Annotated in this window: 22 protein-coding genes; 8 read left to right on the forward strand and 14 right to left on the reverse strand. The window is 43.5% G+C overall.

The annotated features are described in order from the left end of the window. A partial coding sequence (locus WC615_RS08225) for a class I tRNA ligase family protein (RefSeq protein ID WP_372977659.1) occupies positions 1–206 on the reverse strand: 206 nt, incomplete at its 3' end. 466 nt (positions 207–672) lie between these two features. Between WC615_RS08225 and WC615_RS08230 the strand changes: the two genes are divergently transcribed. After that, entirely contained in the window at positions 673–2,319 is a 1,647-nt protein-coding gene (locus WC615_RS08230) for a M28 family metallopeptidase (protein WP_372977627.1), read from the forward strand. 380 nt (positions 2,320–2,699) lie between these two features. On the opposite strand, the gene truA is transcribed toward WC615_RS08230, so the two are convergent. Continuing rightward, positions 2,700–3,515 carry a tRNA pseudouridine(38-40) synthase TruA gene (truA, locus tag WC615_RS08235; protein ID WP_372977628.1) on the reverse strand — a complete coding sequence of 272 codons (816 nt, stop codon included), beginning with the start codon at positions 3,513–3,515 and terminating at the stop codon, positions 2,700–2,702. 32 nt (positions 3,516–3,547) lie between these two features. Next, a complete protein-coding gene (locus WC615_RS08240) occupies positions 3,548–4,165 on the reverse strand; it encodes an HAD family hydrolase (RefSeq protein WP_372977629.1) in 618 nt (205 codons plus the stop codon). A gap of 114 nt (positions 4,166–4,279) precedes the next feature. Between WC615_RS08240 and WC615_RS08245 the strand changes: the two genes are divergently transcribed. The 3 genes from WC615_RS08245 to WC615_RS08255 are packed head-to-tail and all read left to right on the forward strand — an operon-like array spanning position 4,280 to position 6,029. Further along, complete coding sequence (locus tag WC615_RS08245; protein WP_372977630.1) at positions 4,280–4,783, forward strand: hypothetical protein; 504 nt, start codon at positions 4,280–4,282, stop codon at positions 4,781–4,783. Continuing rightward, a complete protein-coding gene (locus WC615_RS08250; RefSeq protein ID WP_372977631.1) occupies positions 4,770–5,828 on the forward strand; it encodes a CotH kinase family protein in 1,059 nt (352 codons plus the stop codon). Before WC615_RS08245 ends, WC615_RS08250 begins: the two co-directional genes overlap by 14 nt. A gap of 9 nt (positions 5,829–5,837) precedes the next feature. Further along, on the forward strand, positions 5,838–6,029 hold the full coding sequence (locus WC615_RS08255; RefSeq protein WP_191177083.1) for a hypothetical protein: 192 nt from the start codon (positions 5,838–5,840) through the stop codon (positions 6,027–6,029). On the opposite strand, the gene WC615_RS08260 is transcribed toward WC615_RS08255, so the two are convergent. Beyond that, entirely contained in the window at positions 6,026–6,802 is a 777-nt protein-coding gene (locus WC615_RS08260) for an SDR family oxidoreductase (RefSeq protein ID WP_372977632.1), read from the reverse strand. The two genes, WC615_RS08255 and WC615_RS08260, sit on opposite strands and share 4 nt — an antisense overlap. A 103-nt stretch (positions 6,803–6,905) precedes the next feature. Between WC615_RS08260 and WC615_RS08265 the strand changes: the two genes are divergently transcribed. From WC615_RS08265 to WC615_RS08280, 4 genes are read left to right on the forward strand one after another with little or no spacing between them, the layout of a single operon-like run. After that, entirely contained in the window at positions 6,906–7,091 is a 186-nt protein-coding gene (locus tag WC615_RS08265) for a hypothetical protein (RefSeq protein WP_372977633.1), read from the forward strand. 7 nt (positions 7,092–7,098) lie between these two features. Then, positions 7,099–7,464 (forward strand): diacylglycerol kinase family protein, encoded by a 366-nt coding sequence (locus WC615_RS08270; RefSeq protein ID WP_372977634.1) that lies wholly within the window; start codon positions 7,099–7,101, stop codon positions 7,462–7,464. Further along, positions 7,454–8,179, forward strand: a complete 726-nt coding sequence (gene recO / locus WC615_RS08275) for a DNA repair protein RecO (RefSeq protein WP_372977635.1) — start codon at positions 7,454–7,456, stop codon at positions 8,177–8,179. Before WC615_RS08270 ends, recO begins: the two co-directional genes overlap by 11 nt. A gap of 29 nt (positions 8,180–8,208) precedes the next feature. Then, positions 8,209–9,144, forward strand: a complete 936-nt coding sequence (locus WC615_RS08280) for a hypothetical protein (protein ID WP_372977636.1) — start codon at positions 8,209–8,211, stop codon at positions 9,142–9,144. A 39-nt stretch (positions 9,145–9,183) separates the two neighbouring features. Here the strand turns inward: WC615_RS08280 and WC615_RS08285 are convergent, their stop codons facing one another. The 10 genes from WC615_RS08285 to WC615_RS08330 form a co-directional block, all read right to left on the reverse strand. After that, a complete protein-coding gene (locus WC615_RS08285) occupies positions 9,184–10,278 on the reverse strand; it encodes an AI-2E family transporter (protein ID WP_372977637.1) in 1,095 nt (364 codons plus the stop codon). Between the two features lie 151 nt (positions 10,279–10,429). Further along, a complete protein-coding gene (locus tag WC615_RS08290) occupies positions 10,430–10,672 on the reverse strand; it encodes a hypothetical protein (protein WP_372977638.1) in 243 nt (80 codons plus the stop codon). Positions 10,673–10,917: 245 nt separating this feature from the next. Beyond that, positions 10,918–11,763: a sugar transferase gene (locus WC615_RS08295; protein ID WP_372977639.1), complete on the reverse strand. Its 846-nt coding sequence runs from the start codon at positions 11,761–11,763 to the stop codon at positions 10,918–10,920. 107 nt (positions 11,764–11,870) lie between these two features. Then, complete coding sequence (locus WC615_RS08300; protein WP_372977640.1) at positions 11,871–12,641, reverse strand: class I SAM-dependent methyltransferase; 771 nt, start codon at positions 12,639–12,641, stop codon at positions 11,871–11,873. Positions 12,642–12,650: 9 nt separating this feature from the next. Continuing rightward, on the reverse strand, positions 12,651–16,172 hold the full coding sequence (locus WC615_RS08305) for a gliding motility-associated C-terminal domain-containing protein (RefSeq protein ID WP_372977641.1): 3,522 nt from the start codon (positions 16,170–16,172) through the stop codon (positions 12,651–12,653). A 26-nt stretch (positions 16,173–16,198) separates the two neighbouring features. Continuing rightward, a complete protein-coding gene (locus WC615_RS08310) occupies positions 16,199–16,852 on the reverse strand; it encodes an FkbM family methyltransferase (RefSeq protein WP_372977642.1) in 654 nt (217 codons plus the stop codon). Then, positions 16,849–18,165 (reverse strand): flippase, encoded by a 1,317-nt coding sequence (locus WC615_RS08315; RefSeq protein ID WP_372977643.1) that lies wholly within the window; start codon positions 18,163–18,165, stop codon positions 16,849–16,851. Before WC615_RS08315 ends, WC615_RS08310 begins: the two co-directional genes overlap by 4 nt. A gap of 78 nt (positions 18,166–18,243) precedes the next feature. Beyond that, positions 18,244–19,242 carry an Ig-like domain-containing protein gene (locus tag WC615_RS08320; protein ID WP_372977644.1) on the reverse strand — a complete coding sequence of 333 codons (999 nt, stop codon included), beginning with the start codon at positions 19,240–19,242 and terminating at the stop codon, positions 18,244–18,246. A gap of 106 nt (positions 19,243–19,348) precedes the next feature. Next, complete coding sequence (gene typA, locus WC615_RS08325; protein ID WP_372977645.1) at positions 19,349–21,160, reverse strand: translational GTPase TypA; 1,812 nt, start codon at positions 21,158–21,160, stop codon at positions 19,349–19,351. A gap of 215 nt (positions 21,161–21,375) precedes the next feature. Continuing rightward, complete coding sequence (locus WC615_RS08330; protein ID WP_372977646.1) at positions 21,376–22,188, reverse strand: alpha/beta hydrolase; 813 nt, start codon at positions 22,186–22,188, stop codon at positions 21,376–21,378. Positions 22,189–22,275: the final 87 nt, after the last annotated feature.

Genomic DNA, 22,275 nt, shown 5'->3' on the forward strand with positions numbered 1-22,275 from the left:
CGGCAAAAAATATCCTTAATGCTACGCCCCATAACGTGGTGAATACCGGGCATACCATTAGCGCTGGGCGGGCCTTCATAAAAGGTGTACGGCTTGCTTGCCGGCCTGCTGCTGATACTTTTTTCGAATATGCCGTTCTGTTTCCAGAAATCCAGCACGTCTTTACCTGTTTGAGATAGATTTAACTGCTTATATTCCTTGTACATCAATGTGTTCGCGTCGAATTTTAAAGGTTGCAAAAATACGGAATTTTATTATTAAATGATAGTTAATTGGCTAATTATGACGGAGAGATTTTGTTAAGTTAACATAGGATATTTGAGATTTTAACCACAGAGGGCGCAGAGAGGGAATCACAGAGGACACAAAGACCCGATGTTACAAAATCTTTGTGCGCTCTGTGGATAATAAACATGCTATCCCGCAATCGCTCGGCTCCAGCCGAGTGATATTTATTATCAGGCCTCCGGCCGAAACAATCACACCACCAACTGCGGCGGGACGCCGTGTAATAATAGTCACCCGGCTGGAGCCGGGCGACGGCGTGGGGTTTAAAAGATCATCACATCAAAACACCTCTGCATTCTCTGTGTATAATAATCATTACAATCTCTGTGTACTCTGTGGTTAGAAAAAAACCTTTATATATTTGATTTACAAAACACACCGATCATGAAATTAAACTTCATCAGCCTTTTAGCACTCTCCGCCCTTTTAGCCGGATGTGCCGGTAACGATAAAAAACAAGCCGCCGATACATCTGCCGATACGGGCATGGCGGCTGATATAAAACAGCACATTGCCGTTTTGGCTAATGATAGCCTGCTTGGTCGCAAACCGTTTACAAAAGGCGAGGATAAAACCATTGCCTACATAGCCGATAAGTTTAAACACCTTGGCCTTGAGCCGGGCAATAATGGCAGCTACTACCAGGAAGTGCCGATGGTGGAGATCACCTCTACAGCACAGCCCCTGCAAATTAGTGGCGCAGGCAGTGCGGTGCTAAAACCGGGAATTGATTTTGTGGCTGCTACCCGCCGCGAAGTGGATACTTTAAGTTTGAAGAACTCGCCGCTGGTTTTTGCCGGTTTTGGTGTGGTTGCACCCGAGTTTGGCTGGAACGACTATAAAGGCCTCGATGTAAAAGGCAAAACGGTGATAGTTTTAGTGAACGACCCGGGCTTTAAAGCCAAAGAAAAACTTTTTAAAGGCGATACCATGAGCTATTATGGCCGCTGGACCTATAAATACGAGGAAGCCGCCCGTCAGGGTGCCGCGGGTGTGATCATTGTGCACCAAACCGAGCCGGCAAGCTACGGCTGGCAGGTGATCCAAAACAGTTTTACCGGCGCTAAACTGTACCTGCAACAGGCCGATAAACATATGAACCGCTGCAAGGTAGAGGGCTGGATGAGCGAAGAAGCCGCCTCCAAATTATTATCAGCCGCAGGCATCAACGGCGATATCCGCGAGTATGCCCGCAAAAAAGATTTTAAGGCCGTACCATTGAACAGCACGGTATCATTAAACATAAAAAACTCGCTTAAATACTCCAAATCGCATAATGTAATTGCTATTTTAAAGGGTACCGAAAGGCCTGATGAAACTATTTTATACACGGCACATTGGGACCACTTCGGGATAGGTAAACCTGATGCCAAAGGCGATAGCATTTACAACGGCGCGATTGATAACGCCAGCGGTGTGGCCGCGGTACTGGCCGTTGCTAAAAAGTTTGCGGTGCAAAAGGATAAGCCAAAACGCAGTATAGTTTTCCTGGCAGTTACTGCTGAGGAACAGGGACTTTTAGGCTCAGAATATTACGCTACCCACCCGGTTTACCCGCTTAATAAAACGGTTGCCAACCTTAATTTGGATGCCTTATCTGACTTTGGCGAAACCAGCAACTTCTCTATCACCGGCAAGGGCCAGAACGATCTGGACGATTACGTGATAGCCCTAACCAAACCAAAGGGCTGGGATGTTGTAGGCGATGAAACCCCGGGTTCGGGCAGCTACTACCGCTCTGACCATTTTAACTTTGCCAAAGTAGGCGTGCCTGCATTAGACCTGCATAACGGCTCAAAAAGCATCCAGCGCGGCGAAGAGTTTGGTAAGCAACAAGCCAAAGAATACAACGAGCAGCGTTACCACCAGCCATCAGACCAGTACAGCGACGCCATGGATACCAAAGGCATGGCTCAAACCGCTAACCTGATGTACCAGCTTGGCGTTAAACTAAGTAACGAAACCACCTTCCCCGGCTGGAAAAAAGGTTCGGAATTTAAGGCGATCAGGGATAAAATGATGAGTAAATAAAAGCCATTTCTCTCCTGTTATGCTGAACATAGTGAAGCATCTATTCGCCGACACGCTATTTCGATATGCACAGTTCGCTAATAGATCCTTCGCTATCGCTCAGGATGACAAACTGTTATAATTTCAATAAAAAGTGTTCACGCAGTTGCCCGGCTCCAGTCGATGACAACTATTCAGCAGCTTCTCGCCGCAATTTATAAGTTGACGACAAAACATTTAAATACAAAACACTGATTATAAGCAAAATACAATATATATAAAATACAAATCGCTGGTTATAAGTCAGATACAGGCGTTCACGAGCGTTCACGGCAGTGAACGTGAACACTTTGGGATAGCAAGGCCGTTTCAGGACGTTTTAAGGCGTTTGGGAGGCGATACTAAGCGGTGATAAATTTACGATGATTACCCAATCCATCCGCCAACAGCGGCACAAAGTCGCTGCGGGATGGGATATCCAGGTATGGGTATTTGATCTTGCTGAGATACAATCCTTGCGGGTAAGCCGGTTTAATTAATTGCGTTTCCTGCGGATGGATGAGGTAATGTTCAAACTCATCCACGCTTAATGTACCGGTGCCAATATCAATCAGTTTGCCGGTAATAATACGTACCATCCTACCCAAAAAACGATTGGCCGAGATGCTGAAGCGCAGCCTGTCGCCCTTAGCATTGATATAAACCTGCGCCGAGGTGATATTACAAATAGTGTGGTCGTTCCTATCGGGCATTTTGCAGAAGGCGTGATAGTCGTTGTATTTTAAAAGCAGGTTGGCGGCTCGCTGCATCCGGTCTATATCCCAGTTTTTAACAGCATACAGCGCACTGAAGCCGCTTAAAAAAGGGTCTTTATAAGTATGTATAAAGTAATCGTAGCTGCGCTCAACGGCATCAAAGCGGGCATGTGGCTGGCCTTCCATCGGAATGATATCAAACACGGCAATATCATCAGGCAGCAATTTATTCAGGCGGAAAAGCAGATCGTAATCCCATTCGCGCTCCACATCCATATGGAAAAAGAACTGACTGGCATGTACCTGTGCATCGGTACGGCCGCACCCGGTAATGTACATCGGCGTTTTAAAGATCTGGCTCAGGGCCTCTTCCAAAACCTGCTGCACACTTAAGCCATCGGGGTGCTTTTGCCATCCGCTGTAGTTGGTGCCTAAATATCCTAAATGAAAAATGTATCGCAAAGCAGGTGATTGTAAGGTATAAACTTACAACATTATACTTTATCTATCCGTACCCATTGCATGCCGGCCGCTTCGGCGGCTTGTACACCTGGGTCGCCATCTTCAAAAACAAGGCACTGGCGTGGGTCTACCTCAAGCTGTTTGGCAGCAGCCAAAAAAGGATCGGCATATGGTTTACCATGGGTGGTTTCGCCTGCGCATATCAATACTTCAACCAGATCGAGGATACCCAAAACCTGCAGGGTTTTTTCAACAGAGGTACGGCTACCGCCGGATACCACACCAATACGCACTTTGCCTGCATGATTTTTCAGGTGGTTCACCACGTAATCAATAGGCTGGGTTTGCTCAATATATTCGCTAAAAAATATCTTGTGTTTGCGGGCGGCAAAATCAACCGGCTCAAAAGTAGTGTTGTAGCGTTTATTTATCTCGCCCACTACATTCAAAATAGGCAGGCCTGCAAACTCGTCAATAATATCGCCTTCTATAGCTATGCCATCATCGGCGGCTACACGGATGTAACTTTGTTTATGGGCGCCCATATTATCGGCAAGGGTGCCGTCGCAGTCGTATAAAAATGCTTTAAAATCGCCGGTAGAAAGCTTGATTAAAGCCTTGTATTTTTGAGTTGAAGTTTCCTGATCCATTATGGCTGCAAGTATAAATAAACGGTGGAATACTTTTGTAATAGGTAAGTCAACAGGTTGTTAACCCTGTGTTAACCTTTTTTTAATATATTGCATAACCAATTGTATATCTGCATGAAAAGAACCTTTACCTGCCTGTGTTTAATACTATTACTGTTTGCTTGTAAAAAGGATAAAAATGTAACTCCTCCGCCTGTTGTACCACCTGTTGTGGTAGTTACCGGCCCTGAATTTACCGAGGTTAAATTAGAAACAAAAAACAATACGGGTAAGATAACTGCTGATGTTGCGTTAACCGCCGATGGCACCAACCTGAAAGGTTATACCCCCGGCACTACTGAAGGCCATAGCTTTGTGCTAACCTTTAAAGTAAAGGATGCGGCATCAACCGTAAAGATTGGCGATGTTACCCAGGTTAGCGGTGTTACTGCAAATGATTTCACCAAGCCGGTTGTTTATACCGTAACCGACTCGAAAGGTGTAAGTAAAGATTATACAATAAGTATTTACAATTTTACCGGCCTGCCTATATTTAACATTACCACATCTGGCCCGGTAGTTTCTAAAGATGATTATGTTACCGGCAGTTTAAATATAAACACCAATGGGTTTGTTTGACCAAACCACCAACGATATTGCCCTGCAAATAAAAGGGCGTGGTAATTCCACCTGGGACATGCCCAAAAAACCATACCGTTTAAAATTTAATTCAAAAGCTAAACTATTAGGATTAGCATCGGCAAAAAACTGGGTATTGCTTGCCAACTACTCTGATAAAACCCTGATGCGAAATTATATTGCCGATGGCGTGGCCCAAAGCCTTAACGGCGATTTTACGCCCCATGGCATATTTGTAGAGGTGGTAATGAACGGCCAATACGTAGGCACCTACCTGCTTACCGAACAGGTTGAGGTGAACGCCGACCGTGTAAATATTACCGAAATGAAGGCCAGTGATAATAGCGGCGCTGCACTTACGGGAGGGTATTTATTGGAACTTGACCAACGATTAGATGAAATAAACTGGTTCCGTACGACCGCCAATATACCTTTCACAATAAAATCGCCGGATAATGCAAGCCCGGCCCAGATAGATTATATTAAAACTTATATACAGGATACAGAGAGCGCCATTTTTGGGGCAAACTTTGCCGACCCTGTTAACGGCTACGCCAAATACATTAACTCCGATTCGTTCATCAACTGGTTTTTAGTGAATGAGCTTTTTAAGAACCAGGACGCTGCAAACTTTAGCAGTATGTATTATTATAAAGACCGCAATGGCAAACTGGGCATGGGCCCCGCATGGGATTTTGACCTGGGTGCAGGCAATGTTGATTACAGCGATGCCACTAACCCAACCGGCTGGTGGGTGCGTACCGGCCCATGGTTTAACCGCCTGTTTCAGGACCCGGTTTTTGCCGCTAAGGTTAAAGCACGCTGGCAGTATTTAAAAGCAAATGGTATCCCTGCTATGTATAAAAGCATTGATGATACCCAGGCTTATTTAACCCTGCCTGCAAAAGAGAATTTTACCAAATGGAATATTTTAGGCCAGTACGTTTGGCCAAACCCTGTGGTACTGGGTACTTATCCAAAAGAAGTTGCGCAGTTAAAACTATGGCTTACCCAGCGTGTGGCGTGGATAGATAGTAATTTGTAAATTTGCCTTATGAATTGGAAAATTTACGTGGTAATATTTGCTGGTGTGCTTATCATCCTGTTTGCGATATTTAGCCTGTTTGCTGTTGGGGCCGAAAACGAGCAATGGGGCAGTGTTTTAATAGGCGCTGTTATTGGCTGCCTGCTTGCTATCGGTTTCCGCGTAATGAAGAAGAAAAGACTGGCCAACAAAAAGCCTTAATATATATTTCGCGCAGCGCCGCCATCAACCTGTATGGTTTGCCCGCTTATGTAAGCTGCCTGTTCTGATGCAAGGAAGGTTACCAGCGCCGCCAATTCTTCAGGTTTGCCAATGCGGCCCAGGGGGATGGCTTTGGCCTTTTGTTTAATAGCCTCATCATAATCAACATCTTTTGGCAGGGTGTGTTTAATGCGGTCGGTAAGGATAAGCCCCGGCGCTACATTGTTCACGGTGATATTGTAAGGCCCAAATTCATCGGCCATCAGTTTAGCCATACCTACCACGCCCATCCGCATAGCGGTTGATAAAACCGAACCTGCCAGCACCGATTTTACCGACCCGCTTATAATATTAATGATACGCCCGCTGCCTGTTTTTTGCAGGTACGGCAATACCAAACGACTTGTGCGCGCCATGCTCAGCAGGTTCAAATCAAAGGCTTTTTGCCATTGTTCGTCGTCAAAATTTTCAAATTTATCAAAGGGCGGGCCGCCTGCATTATTCAGTAATATATCTATCCGGCCAAATGCATTGGCGGCCTTTTTTATAAATTCGGTTACCTGCGCGGCATTTGCCACATCAACGGGCAGGGCCACTACATCGTTACCGGTAAGTTGTTTTACTTCTGCAGCGGTTTGGATCAATGCGTCCTCATCGCGCGAGCCAATAATAACCTTCGCGCCTTCGGCAGATAATGCTATTGCGATAGCTTTGCCCAAACCTTTGCTTGCTGCCAGCACAATGGCCACTTTGTTAGTTAGTTTCAGATCCATTTTTATTACGGTGCGGCTTATAACACTCCGTTGCTAACATAAATAAAATATATTTGTACTACGTTAACAGGCCTACAGCTTTACTTAAAATTACAATACCAATATGAAAAACCAGGTTGCCCGTACTTATTTATTGCTGGGCATAGCACTTATATTATTTGCATCGGCCGAGTTGTTTGTGAGCCCGGGCAAAATTCAGGACTTTATGAACGGCGGGTCGGCGGGTTTTGCCCTTGCGGGATGCATCAGTTTTGTAATGTTACTCGTTCAAAATTTCAAAAAACGCTAAAAATCGCATGAAAAAATTTATCCAGAGTGTTGGCTACGCGCTTAAAGGCCTATGGTTTGCCTTTACAACGCAGCAAAACTTCAGGATACAGGTAAGCGCTGCGCTACTGGCCGTTGCACTTGGCTTTTACCTTAACATCAGCACTGCCGAATGGCACTGGATAACACTGTGCATTGCCCTTGTACTGGTGATGGAATTGTTTAACACCGGCATTGAAGCCCTTGTAGACCTGGTATCGCCCGACTATAATAAGCTGGCCGGGCATGTGAAAGACATCAGCGCGGCGGCTGTACTCGTTATGGCTATATTTACATTGATAACAGGCGCCATCATTTTTTTACCAAAACTATTACTGCTGTTCCATGCTGCATAAAACCCGTGGCATTGTATTCAAAACTACCGACTATAGCGAGAGCAGTATAGTGGTGCAGATCTTCACCGAAAAATTCGGGCTGCAATCGTACATCATCAACGGGGCAAGAAAGCCGAAGGCAAAAATAAGCCGCAACATGCTGCAGCCCCTGCATTTGGTTGATATGGTGGTTTACCATAAAAGCAACGGGAACGTGCAGCGCATCTCCGAGTTAAAGAACACGCCCACACTGCAAAGCATCCCTTATGATGTTATAAAAAGCTGCATAGCTATGTTCCTTAACGAAGTTTTATACAAAGCAGTAAAACAGCAAACACCCGACGAAGCCATATTTGATTTTATATTTAACGCCATTGAACTGCTGGATCATAAAACCCGCGGACTTGCCAACTTCCACCTGTTATTTTTGGTTCAGCTAACGCGATACCTGGGCTTTTACCCCCATGGCGGTTTAATGGCCGAAGCCGACTTTTTTGATATGAAGAACGGCGTGTTTAGTAAGTATAAGCCCGATAGTGTGAGTTACCTCTCCCCTCCCCACACCAAAAACTTTTACACCCTGCTGCAAAGTAATTTTGGCAATATAGATGAGGTAAAACTAAGTAACGATGAACGCCGTTACCTTATTAACAAGCTATTGGAATATTACGCCATGCATATCGAAGGCTTCGGCAATATCCGTTCGCACGAGGTATTGGAGGAGGTTTTGGGGTAAATTTTAACAATAATTAGTAACTTGACGGCGTGAATAAGCATTTAACATTAAAACTCATAACTGCCTTTTTTGCAGTGATTACCCTTGCAGGCTGCGGCCCTAAAGAAAAGGATAAAACAAAAATATCGTTCAAAAGCGTGGAAGGGATTACCTTTATAGAGGTATCGCGCAAGCAAAATAATGGGCTTACCTTTAATGAATATGGGTTTAGGCTGGTGCCCGATTGGAAGCTTCGTTTTGTATCGGCAGATTCGGCAGCCCTGTACAGCCCGGTAAAGGGTAAGTTTTTCAACTTCCCGCTGGCTTTGGGTACCGATTCGGTTTTTAACATCGCCCACGCGTTTTTAAAAATGAAGGTAATAAGTAAGGACAGCCTGGTTTTTTCATTACTTGAAACCGAGGGCGATTCAGTAGATCTTAAAAAATCGCGCGTAACCATGAAGCTTTATTCTGAAGACTTTATTAAAAACAAATTACATACCGATGCCTCAGTTTTACAACGCCCCAGCAAACAGGATACAGCTTTTGTACGTGGCATGGTGAATAAAGCTAATGCCGATTTCAAAAAAGCATTCGCAGCCTGGCAACCGGTGCAACTCATCAGTAAAAACCCGAATGTTGCGGTTGATAAGGTAAAGGCAAAACCCAGCCTTCTTGATAATAAATACAGTACCGACGATGATTATTTAAACCCGGTATATAATATAGTTATCCATAAAGCTTACCAGGATTTTTACTACCCGTTCGAGGCAACAATAGATTCAGCAGGCGCCTGGCATTATAACAAACCATTGATAGGCTTTTTGGGCGATGATGCGGCCGAAAAGAACTTTATAAAAGTATCAACAGCTATTATGAACACCTATTTAAAGCTGTTTTTAACAACCGTTCCCGGCCAAACATTGGGCATGAAACACGCCAGCACCATATCTGTAAACGTAAAAGGTATTGTGGCAGCGAAGTAATTGTTGTTGGGATAGGAAAGCTTATTATAATGAATATAACTATTTGCTCTTCTTAAATATTCGTGTAATAAAATTACCCTCTTCGCCTTTTTTTTCTTTGGGTGGCCCTATCAAAAAAGCGTAATCGTGCAGGGGTTCAAAGTGGTCGCATACTATTTTAAACATCCCCAGCAGCGGCACGGCCAGTACCATACCCGGTATACCCCATACGGCCTCGCCTACTACGATGATAAGTATAGTAAATAACGGATTAATGTTTAGCCTGTCGCCCACAACCAATGGCTCAAGCAGGTAGGTTTGTATTAACTGTACCAGTCCATAAGTGATCAGTACACCTATCACCACCCGGGTATCGCCGCTTTGCGCCAGGGCCATTAAAACCGTAATGGATGTGCCCGTAATATTCCCCGCAAAAGGTACCAGCTCCAGTATACCACAAAGCACAGCAAAAAACAGCGCATTGTTTACCCCGGCAATGGTAAAACCAATGCCATACATTATCCAAAGCATTACTATCATGAGGCCCAGGCCGCCTAAATAGTTCTGGGTTACTTTGCCTGCATCATCCAAAACAACTTCGGTTTGCTTACGGCTATCGGGCTTAAATAAACGGAGGATGAACTTTTTGAAATGCGCCCTATAATAGATAAACAGGAAGGTATACACCAGCACCAGTATAGCATCTATCAAAATACCGGCAAATGAACCTATCAGCATAGTAACCATACCGGCAGCTTTACCCATGGTACTGCCCTGCTGTTCTTTAATTATCTTTTGCTGTTCGCGATGCGAAATACCGAAGTGTTGTTTAACGTAGTCCTTAATGCTACCGACGATGGTATTTACCCGTTCCTCAATTTTAGAAAGGTCTTCCACCAGATCGCTTAGCTGGTATTGCAATAAGGTTATAAGCCCGCCTATTAAAACCAGTAAAGCCATTACGCTTAAAACAGATGCAAACCCATTACCTATGCCTTTACTTTGCAGCCAGTGGCATAAAGGCAAAAGCAGCATAGATAGCACCACTCCAAAAGTAAGTGGTATAAGCACTGCCGAGGCCAGGTACAGAATGCCAAAAACAAGGACGAACAACAGCAGGATACGCAGGGTTTGGTTAAGGTAAGTAGGTGTCATTAAAATGCAAATTGGTTAACGGCTTAAATTAAAAGCACAAGGTGCACCATGGTTTAGCTTACCGGCTTAACATTAACAGATATTAGCCAGCTTGCTTTAAAATCTTAGCGCACCTTGTGCAGGTCTTTAAAGTTTATTTAAAAACTACTGATCATCCAAATATGCGTTTCTTGATGTAATCTACAGCCGATTCGGGCATATCGGTTCCCCCGGTTTGTATCACGTTGCCATCGGCCTGCACAGTAAGCTCGGCCTTTATATTATCCTCAATGCAAACAGTAATTTTGTCTTGCTCTTTAACCACGGTACAGGGTACTTCGCGGCCCGAGTAATGAATATCGAATTCGTATTTGCCGTCTTTGGCAGCTGGGGAGGTGTCTTTCTCGTCTATCATGGTTTAGTTCTTTTTTTAGGTATAACACCAAAGAACGCACCAATGTTTCATAAAGCAAAAAAGAGAAAACCAGTGGTTTCCTCTTTTTATGTTTTTACTGACCTCATTATATCATAAAGAACAATTGGTTGGGTAGGATATATAATAATTGACCAAATATAATATCTATATACTAAGTAGACAATATTTTATAATAAATAATTTTCAACAACGCTATAAAATTTGGTTTAAATGTTAATAACACGCTATTTAGTGGGCAGATATTTCAGCGTCAACTGCTTAGCAAAGCGCAGGCCCCGCTGTAAAAGGTTCCCTTTACGGTTTTTTAAGAAGTATTTAATAGCATTATAAGCAGGCTTATTTTCCTGTAATACATCCGGAAAATACTTAACTGCTTGCTGCGCTACCTGTACGCCATAGGTATCCTCGATGTTTGAATGCACCCCGGTACCATCATGCCCAATGTTGTGAATAAGCGATTGAGCCGGATTTAGGGTTAATCCATTGTTCAAAAAAACAGATGCGTACCAGCGTATAGCCCACGAATTATTTTTACGGGCTTTAAAATCCTGCATCTGTTTCCAGAAGTTCATGGTACCCTCAATAGAGAACTGGTGGATTTTCTCAGCATCAAACCGGGCCATCAAAACATCAATATCAGGCTCAAAATTTTTCCAGGCACGCGCCCAGGTGGCCCAGCCCCAGCTAAATGCAGCTCTAAAAAAGAAGGTTTCGGGTAGTGTGGCATCCTGCAGCGGGAACATATAAGCACTGATATGCATTACTTGCTCCGTATTGGCATAATGGGCTAAGGCATCATTAAAGTATTGCAGTGTGTAGGGTGATGATACCAGGTCGTCTTCAAATACAATTACCTTACCATACTTATTAACCAGTTGTGTAACCCCGCTGATGATAGAATTCGCTAGCCCCATATTGCTGTCGCGCGCAATAACCTGTACGGTTTTAAACCCGGTTACCTGGGTGGCTAATTGGCGTACGGCATCAACACTTGCTTTATCAGCATATGTTTTAGGGCCGTCGCTAAAAATAAACAGGTCGGTTTGCGCTGCAAGTAAATTTTTTTGCAAATAACTGAGCGTTTGGCCGGTATGGTAGGGCCGGTTATAAACAAATAGTGCTATGGGTGCGGGCGTAGGCAATTAGTGATTTATTGAGTTAGTGATTATTTTACTAATTAGAATATATCGGCTTGCTTATCTGTTTTGGTACATAATACCGTATAGGCATTAGCAAGTTTCTCTTTAAACTTATCGCTTAATTCAACCAATGTGTTTTTTACTACAAACGCGGCGAGTATCTTAAATTTATTGATAAAAGTTTTTGGCTTTTTTTGGTTGATGAAGGTGTTAAAACGGGTAACCTCGGGCCCTATGATCGAGGTAAGATCCTTTTTGATCTCGAATCCTTCTGTTTGCAATAAATACCTGAGTGAGGTTGGCGTATACATATTGATATGCCCATATGCAAGGAAATGCCTTATACGTTTATCTACGTTAGTTTTATAATCTATGGGTACCTCTATTACAAAACTCTTGCTTACGCGCTTAATTTCACGCAACAGCAGGCGCTCGTGCTCTACATGCTCCAACACATGCGACAGGATGATCAGATCGAAGCTGTCATCTTCAAACGGTAGTTTATACCCGTCAAACTCCTGCACCGATACCAGGTTTTTAATATTACGCGATTGGATGTGCGCAACCCCGCTGTCAGATATCTCTACCGCGTGGTATTCGGGTGCGAAATTATAATCGGATAGTTTTTGTAAAATGCTTCCATCGCCTGCACCAACTTCCAGCACCTTTTTAAACGATTGCCCTTTACAAACATCTATAATATGGTACGCTTTGTACTTAGCGCCAAGCATGCGCCAGGCTTCGTCATGAGTTTTATAAAACTCATCGTATGCTATTTTAACGTTATCGCTGGTTTGCATTTTTTGCATGTTGCAATATTAATAAATAACTGTTATCCAACCTTTTTTTATTAGTCTAATATCATTTAAACGGATAATATAATAGTAAACTGCCGCAGGTAGTTTTTTACCGTTGTAGGTTGCATCCCATTTTTTGCCGTACCCTTTTGAGTAAAAAACCTGCCGGCCAGCCCTGTCAAATATTTGCACTTCGGCACCAGCATGGTCGTCAATATTTTTTATCGTCCAGATATCATTGATGCCATCATCATTTGGCGTAATTGTACTTGGGATACCTAGTTCATTGTTCACTATAACTTTTACGGTAGCCAGTTGTGTACAGTCGAAACCATTCTTTGCCGTAAGCGTGTACACCGTAGTTTCGCCCGGTGATGCAACCGGATTCAAAACACCAGGATCATTGAGACCTGTTACCGGCGACCATATATATGTATAATTCCCGGCGCTAACGCTTCCGTTTAAAACAGTACTCCCACCCCTGTCAATAGTTACACTACTGCCGGCACTTACAACAGGCTGGCTGTAATTGCGCATGGTGACCATATTTTCGGATGATAGGCCACAGGCAGCTTGCTCAATCCTCCACTTTAATATAATGTCGACATCATACGGCAGGTCGCTGATCACCGCATTGGGGTTATGCAGGTTCCCATTATTAAACGGATTGTATCCGGCGGGGCTAACCACGCTCCAGGTACCAACCTCAAGGGGCTTAGGCGTATTTGCATTAAGCATTAACTGAGCCTGGTTGCATATTGATTGAGCCGTGCCGGCATCGGCGGTGGTTACATTGCCTGCATAATTTATTTGTATAATGTTACTAACTACGCTGCACCCGCCAAATGTAGCCACCCTTGAATAATACTTAGTAACTATACCGCTAAAAACAAACTGGTAATCTTTTTGGGTCGCGTTATCGATATTCTGCCAATTTACATTATCTGTACTTACCCTCCACTGGTAGGTTACATTGCCACCCGCGGAAGATGCTGTGTTGCCCGTTAAATTTACTAACTGTGTACCCCCCTGGCATATTAAAGTATTATCAGCAGCTATCTGATTGCTGGATACAGACGGATCAAAATACACATCATAATAAAACTGGTAGGTAATTACACCTCCTGCGGTTGTTTTACGGCGATAACTATCAATCGCGGTAACCGAAGAGCTGCCGGTAAAAGCTGCGATGTAATCTGCACCTGTATTATTGCCTGCAGCAGGTTGCCATACGCCACCCTGGTATTTTTCCCATTGATAGTTTGCCCCTGATGCCCCGGCTGCAGGTAATAATACATTATTTTCGTTTTGGCAAACATGTGTTATGATGGGGGTTGCCTGGTTTATAGTTACTTTATAATCAACAAAACTGCACTGATCGGTTAAGCGATAATTTACTACCCCGGTAAAATCTTGTGTAGTGCCCGATGCCGGACTAACGGTACCATTATCTACAGTAACCAACCCCATCAGATGGCTCCTGTCAACCTTTGGCGATACGCCTAAGGTTATGGTATAGTTTAACTGATCGATCACCGCGGGGGCATCCTGCTCTGGCACAAAAAAATTTGTGATGGTACTGGTAACCCCATTTGTTATGGAAACCGTAGCGCTGTAGATTTGATCGCAGGATGCTTTAGAAAGCGTCCAGGTAAAATCAAACACCATGTTTAATGGCAGGCCGGTAATGTGCGCGTGCGGGTCATGGATATTTGCCGGGGTAAAGGGGTTATATCCTGTAGTAGAAATTACCGACCAGGTACCCGTTTCATCAGCTGCGGGGGTATTGCCTGTTAGTGTATACTCTGTAACATTACATAAGGTAACAGGAGGCCCTACTGTGGCCGGACCAGGGCCGGGTATATGATCTATATTTATCACATTACTATAAGCCTTGCAAAGCCCAGTAACGCTAACCCGCCGAAACCAGGTTTTTGCTGTTATCTGTGCGTTTAACCCCCATGATTCGCCAGTAACATTTGCCTCGTCCTGCCAGTTAATGCCGTCAGCACTTGTTTGCCATCGGTATGTGGTTGTAGCGGTAAATCCTACAGGCCTGTTCCCTGTAAAATTATATAATTTGGTAACTGTGCCACAGGCAACCTGCCTGTCTACCGAGATGGTATTCTGGCCGGTAGACGGTGTAACTGTAAGCTCGTAAAACGAATCATAAACACTATTCCCTACTTTAGTAACAGCCCTGCGATAATCCAGTATAATATTGGCACCTGTTAAATTGGCGGGTGCCGTTGTTGTGTAATTAGCCTGGTTAATAACGCCCGCAGCATTAACCCAAACCCCTGCCTGCATAACCTGCCATGAATAGTTGTCGGGCGGTATAGCCAATACATCACCATTCATCAAAACAGCGTCGGACGGGCAGGCCAATCTTTGAGTTATAGGTGTAGTATTATCTATTTTTACCGTTACCATATAACTAACCTGGGCGCAACTATTAGTTACCGTATAATTAACCGGGTTAATAAAATTAACAACTGTGCCTGATGCCGGGCTTACAGTAGCATTAGCCGGGATAGTTACTATCGGGCGCAATGTTGTTAAATCTGTGCCGAATGGTACTGTTATGGTAATTTTTTTATTTACATCATCTAAAATTGCCGGCGTACTTTGCTGGGGTATACTAAATGCCGATATAACAGGCGCTACTGTTGTACTTACAACAATAGTTTTAGATGCACTGGTTACGCAACCGTTGGCATTAGTTACCGTCACTAAATAAGTACCGCTTTGATGAAAAGTGTTGGCTGCCTGGTTTGGCGTGTCGCCTCCATCCCAATGATAGGATACACCGCCGCTCGCTGTAACCTTAGTACTACCACAAGTACTGCTATTATCTGTTATGGTAACGGCAAACGGTTGCGGCCTTATACCCCAGGTAAGGTTTGTATAGTTCTCGGGGGTATTTGACTGAATGTTAACACAATTAAATTCACCGGGAAACATAATTATAGCGTAACCTTCCGTGCCGGTTATAGTTCTACTATCGTTATAAACCATGCCACCGCCGTCATAAAGCACCACATATGGAATAGAAAATTTTAGTTGCGAACTTGTTGGCAGCGAACTACCTAATGACGATAATAATAAAACAGGATTAGTAACTTTTTTGGAAAAACACATATCGGTAGACCCACCCGTACCTGCCGACCATGTTGTTTTAGGTACTGTGCTATTTGGGATGCTTGCCGGATATCCGCTGAATCTTGAAAATGTATATATTGATGGTGTTGAGCCAAAAGTATAATTAGCAGACATGGTGATACCTATATTGCTGCCATCAGCATCAATAATGGAACCGGTTGTGCTGCTTACATCAGAAAATGTGCTCCAGGTTGCCCAGTTTATATCATAACAATTACCTGCAAAAGTTTTCTTAGACTTATCCCCAATGGCGGATAATTGGGATTGATTCTTAACTGATAAAATTGAATCTGTTAAAACAGGCTTATTTAATTTTATCAGGCGAATTCCACCCGCGAAACTATTTAGATATGCAGTTGCTACCGTAACAAGCAGGAGCATTAATGCAAACCTTTTTAATGGCATATTTAAATACCTAAGCAGTTTTCCGGCTTATAAAATACCGAAGTTGATTTACGGTAAAACAACCCCGGCGAGATGCCGCTAAATAGTAAATGTTTAAAGCCTTTACTCAATAAAAAATCTACACCTTCTTTATAATCGTCGCGTTCAGAATCATCAAGCACCATTACACCGTTTGGCGATAAGGCTTCAATGCCCTGCTTGCAGCAGTTCACCCTGTCGCGGCCGTCAACAATAATGATATCAAACTTCTCTTCCAGCTTAACCGGCATACGGCAGTAATCGCCATCGCGTATCAGTTCGCAGTAGATCAGTTCAGAGTTATCGGGTTTGGCAGCCGATTTTTCTATCTTATCAAACCACTCCTTATCATGCTCTACAGAAACCACCACGCCGGCGTATTTGGCGTAAAAATAAGTGGAGTTGCCCGATCCAAATTCAAACACAGTATGTTCTTTGGTAAGCCTGCCTTTTATAAAATCTATAAAAGAGTAGGTTACCCATGGTATAGGGCTGCCATTTTCGTCAACCGGCGACCTGGTATCAAATGCCTTAAACCAGCCAACATCGGCCAGGTAGCCTTTTTTATCGAAAGAGAGCAACGCACGCAAATGCGCGGGGTTTGTTAATACTTTTATTAGTGATGAAAATGTACTCAACGCTTTATGATTTTTTGAAAAAGTGAAATTAAGAATAATGATTTTAACATCATCACCCCCTGGTTACTAACTTTTGGAATAAGCAACACAAAAAATGCCGAACTGGCATAAGCAATTAAAGTAGCGATAGCTGCGCCCATCATACCCATTTTAGGTATAAGGATAAGGTTAAGTAATATATTTACTATAGCACCAAACCCTGTGCGGATAAAAGTAAGTTTTACATACCCCTCAGCTATTAAATATTGGCTATTGGCTGCCCCCAAAAACACAAAAACTCCCGACCAAATATGCACCGACAATACCGGCGCTGCGTAAGCATACTCGGGTGTATAAACTTTGTATATCAGGTGTGATGAAAAGGTGATAATAATAGCAGCCGGCAAGCTCAGGTATATCATCAGGTCGTACAGGTTCTGGATTCGTTTTTTATATCTGTTGAGATCATCCCGCCGGGCATTTAGTATAGCCGGGAAAAGTGTAGTGATAATAACTGTGGGTATAAAGTTCCAGGCCTCGCTTAAGGTTGCTACCGTAGCGTAGGCTCCCGCCTCTTCAACACCTGCGATATTCTGAACCATCAATTGGTCTATCTTCATGTATAACGAAACCATTATACCTGATATAATTAACGGCCATGAGTAATGCAACAACTTTTTAGCCAGTTCGCTATTATAGGCCCAGTTAAATATATTACGGCCTTTGCGGTTATAAGTGATAAAATAACCGGCTGCTAACAGTACAAAATCTAACGCGTAAGCATATACAAAAGCTATAAGCGGCATTTCCAGGTAAATTAACACCAGCTTTATTGCAGCCGATAATAGCGTACCGGCAATCTGCACCTGCATAATGTATTTTGATTTCACCTCCGACTGGAAGTACGAATCAATAACATTAAAGGCCTGTACAATGCCAATGATAGAAAATATAAGTACATAGCTATAAGGTGTGCCGTGCGCAGGGTATACCTGGTATGCCACCCATATCAGCGGGATACAGCCCATACCTGCAAAAACCTTCATCCAAAAGGATGTTCCTAAAATGCGATCGCGGTTTTGAGGGAACTGGTGTAATTCTTTAACAATAAACTGATCGAGCCCGAGTGTGGCCAGTGCCGAGAACAGGTAAATATAAGTTATGCCCCCGGTAATGATCCCTAAATTGGCTTTACTTAAATAGCGTGCAACAACAATGCTCACCAGCATTTTTATAAACAGGCTACCCACCTTGCCAATAAGCGCCATACCCGTATTTTTAAAATACTTATCTAAAGCTTCTTTATCAAATCCGGGGATGCTGGGTATGCGCATATTATATTGCAAAGGTATAAAAAAAGCTAAGCCCGATTGTTCACCGGGCTTAGCTTAGTATGTATTATTGTTTAATATTTATTGATGGTGTACCAGGTTGGCTTTATCTATCCACCATGCTTTACCATCGGGTGTAACTGATATGTTTGTACCACCGGTAATATTTAAATTATTCCAGTTAAAAAAGCCATCGTATTTAAAAATATCGGGGTTAGCATCACCTGTATTTTTGCCGGTTACAAATACGCTGCCATCGGCGCCTATGCCTATATCCGATGCCTGGATATTATCAAATGCCTTCCATAAATAATCGCCGCCAAACACATAAACCAGCCCCGATTTATTGACAACCCAGGGGATACCAGCAGGCGTAACCGCTATACGGATAGCGGCGCAATCAAGCATATCTTCCCACGCGGTGCCCGTCCATCTCATAATGTTATTACCACCTGATGGCGAGGTTTCTATATTGCCGATAGCAAATACAGCACCATTAGCACCAATAGCGATGTCAGTCCCCAGGCCGGGCATTTCATCCCAGCCGTTACCGTTGTATTTTAATATTTTATGGGCTTTGGTTACCACCCAGGGCACGCCCGTTGGGGATACCGCAACACGCACCGCGCCGCAATCGGGTAATTTGGTTAGCGTGTTATTAACAAGTTTTGATATACTGTACCCACTGCTGGCAGATGTACTGTCTGTACCTATAATAAACATGGAGCCATCGGCGCCTATGCCAATATCCTTGCCTTCTATAACCATTGCCGATACAATAACATGGCATACTGCCGAAATGTTATACTGTTTGCTTTTGGCGGTCATGGTTGTTTGGCCTTCTTTTAAGGCAACGATGATGCCTTTATCATTTATGGATGCAACGGTACTGTCAGACGACGACCAGATGATCTGCGATGCGTCATACCTTCTTGCCAGTAATTGTTTACCGCTACCTACCTGCAATTGCAGATCGGTATAGTTAAGCGTTATAGAATCGGGGCCTTCTTCTACGTTTTTCACGCACGATACAGTAGAAAACAATAAGAAACAAAATATAACAGGTAAAAATCTCTTCATTTATGATTGGTTTATGATCTGGTTAAATATAATGATATCCTTTTATAAAACAGAAAGCCCCGATAAATCGGGGCTTTCTGTTTTATATTAAAAATTCGGTTACCAATTACTGGCTCTGGAATTTCTTAGCGTTGATCCTTCTTTCGTTCTCGTTAAGGTATATTTTACGTAAACGGATGCTTTGCGGGGTTACCTCAATGTATTCGTCGGCCTGGATATACTCCATTGATTCTTCTAACGAGAATTTGATAGCAGGTGCAATACGCACGTTGGTATCGCTACCAGATGCACGCATGTTGGTTAACTGCTTGCCTTTGGTTAAGTTAATAACCAAATCGTTATCGCGGATGTGCTCGCCTAAAACCTGTCCTTCGTAAACATCAACTCCCGGATCAATGTGGAACCTGCCACGATCCTGTAGTTTATCAATAGCGAAAGCAGTGGTTTTACCGGTATCCATAGATACCAATACACCGTTTAAGCGGCCCGGGATCTGGCCTTTCCATGGCTCGTATGCTTTAAAGCGGTGGGCCATAATAGCCTCGCCACCTGTTGCAGTTAATACGTTGTTACGTAAACCGATGATACCACGTGCAGGGATATCAAACTCAAGGTGCTGTAAATCGCCTTTAGGCTCCATTACCAACAGGTCGCCTTTGCGCTGTGTTACCAGCTCAATAACTTTACCTGCAACATCACCCGGTACATCAACTATTAAAGTTTCAACCGGCTCACATTTAACACCATCAATTTCTTTAACAATAACCTGTGGCTGGCCTACCTGTAACTCGTATCCTTCGCGACGCATGGTCTCGATCAATACTGATAAATGGAGGATACCACGGCCGTACACTAAGTATGAATCAGGCGATTCGGTTTCAACAACCTTAAGCGCCAGGTTTTTTTCCATCTCTTTGTACAAACGGTCGCGCAGGTGGCGTGAGGTTACAAACTTGCCTTCTTTACCAAAAAACGGTGAAGTGTTAATGGTGAAAAGCATGTTCATGGTAGGCTCGTCAATATGGATAACTTCCAATTGCTCCGGTTTTTCAAAATCGGCAATAGTATCGCCAATATCAAAACCATCAATACCTACAACAGCACAAATATCGCCAGCGCTAACAGATGTAGCTTTAACTTTACCTAAACCTTCAAAGGTGTAAAGTTCCTTGATACGCGATTTTTGGATAGTACCATCGCGTTTTACCAACGACACCGGCATGTTTTCTTTAATAGTACCACGGGCAACACGGCCAATAGCGATACGGCCTACGAAAGATGAGTAATCTAACGAGGTGATCTGCATTTGCAGTGTACCTTCATTGATAGGTGCCGGCGGGATGTTTGCTAAAATAGCATCCATCAACGGGAAAATATCTTCAGTTGGTTGTTTATAGTCGGTGCTCATCCAACCTTGTTTTGATGAACCATAGATAACCGGGAAATCCAGTTGGTCTTCGGTAGCCTCAAGGTTAAAGAACAATTCAAAAATCTGCTCGTAAACTTCTTCGGGGCGGCAGTTTTCTTTATCTACTTTGTTTACAACCACAATTGGCTTTAAGCCCAGGGCCAAAGCTTTTTGGGTTACGAAACGTGTTTGAGGCATAGCGCCTTCAAAAGCATCACAAAGTAAAAGAACGCCATCAGCCATTTTCAATACACGCTCTACCTCACCGCCAAAATCGGCGTGACCAGGGGTATCAATGATGTTGATCTTAACATCTTTATACATTACCGAAACGTTTTTTGATACGATGGTGATACCACGCTCACGTTCCAGGTCATTGTTATCCAAGATTAATTCACCAGTCTCCTGCCCATCACGGAAGATAGCGCAACTGTGTAAAATTTTGTCAACCAAAGTGGTTTTACCGTGGTCAACGTGTGCGATAATCGCAATATTTCTTATTTTTTGCATGAAATGCGGCCTCTAAATTTGGCGCAAAGATACGGTTTAGAAATGGCATTTGAAAGAGTAAGCAGCATTTTACAATTAACTGATTATTACTTAATTGTTAGGGAATGGGGTGGGTGACGAAATTCAGTGTTGCCTTTCTATCGGGAGGTGCGAAGTATCGCGCCTCTACGAGAGATCTAATGTAGAGACGCGATACTTCGCGTCTCTACATTTTTTTACTTCCCAAACGCCCATTGCATAAACTTAGGCATGGCCTTACCCCATGTTTCGGCATCATGCGTGCCGCCAAGCATTTCCAGGTATTGAATATCGAAAGGGCGTTCATAACCTTTGGCAAGCAGTTCTTTAATAATATCGATGGTATCATCAATAGAATCGATGATACCGTTCTTGTTACGATCAGCAGTTTCATCTCTGGTGCCGGTTTGCAGCCAGAATTTCAGTTCGGGTTTGCCGGTGGTATTTTTGATGAGGCTATGCATCAAACGGTCGTCGTTGGTATAGCCTTTAGCAAGGTCCTTCCCCCTCCACCAAAACGAGGCAGAGAACGCGCCCACTTTATTGAATAGTTCGGGGTTGTTCCAGGCAATATCCATAGCGCTTAAACCCCCAAGCGAAAATCCCGCGAATGCGGTAGTCTCAAAATCATCAATGCCGGTATGCTCGTGGATAAACGGCAACAGTTCGGTTTTAATAAATTTGGTGTACAGGTCGGCCTTGGCGCCACGTTTTTTAAAGTCGGGTTTGCCGGCAATGCCGTATTCCTGTATGCGGTCTTCACCGGCGTGTATGGCAACGGTGAGTAAAGGCTTAAGGCAGTTGCGTTCGTATAAATTCTCCAGGGTATCAACCAGTTTAAGGTTTTCCAGCTCCTGGCCATCGTTCAGTAAAAGTAAATTAAGGGGCTCTGCTACGGCGCCATCTTCGGGCATAAGCAAAGTGCAGGTAACGTCACGACCGAGTGCTTTTGATGTTATGGTGAGTTCCTGTTGCGCTATCTTCATTTCAGTATCTGTACTGTAGTACATGGTATTAAAAACTAATTAAGGGTACAAAAGTAAGCTTATACTTTTATTTAATAATCAAAACAGAATTATTTGGCACGGTGTTGACAT

Source organism: Mucilaginibacter sp. (genome assembly GCF_041663085.1).
GTDB lineage: Bacteria > Bacteroidota > Bacteroidia > Sphingobacteriales > Sphingobacteriaceae > Mucilaginibacter.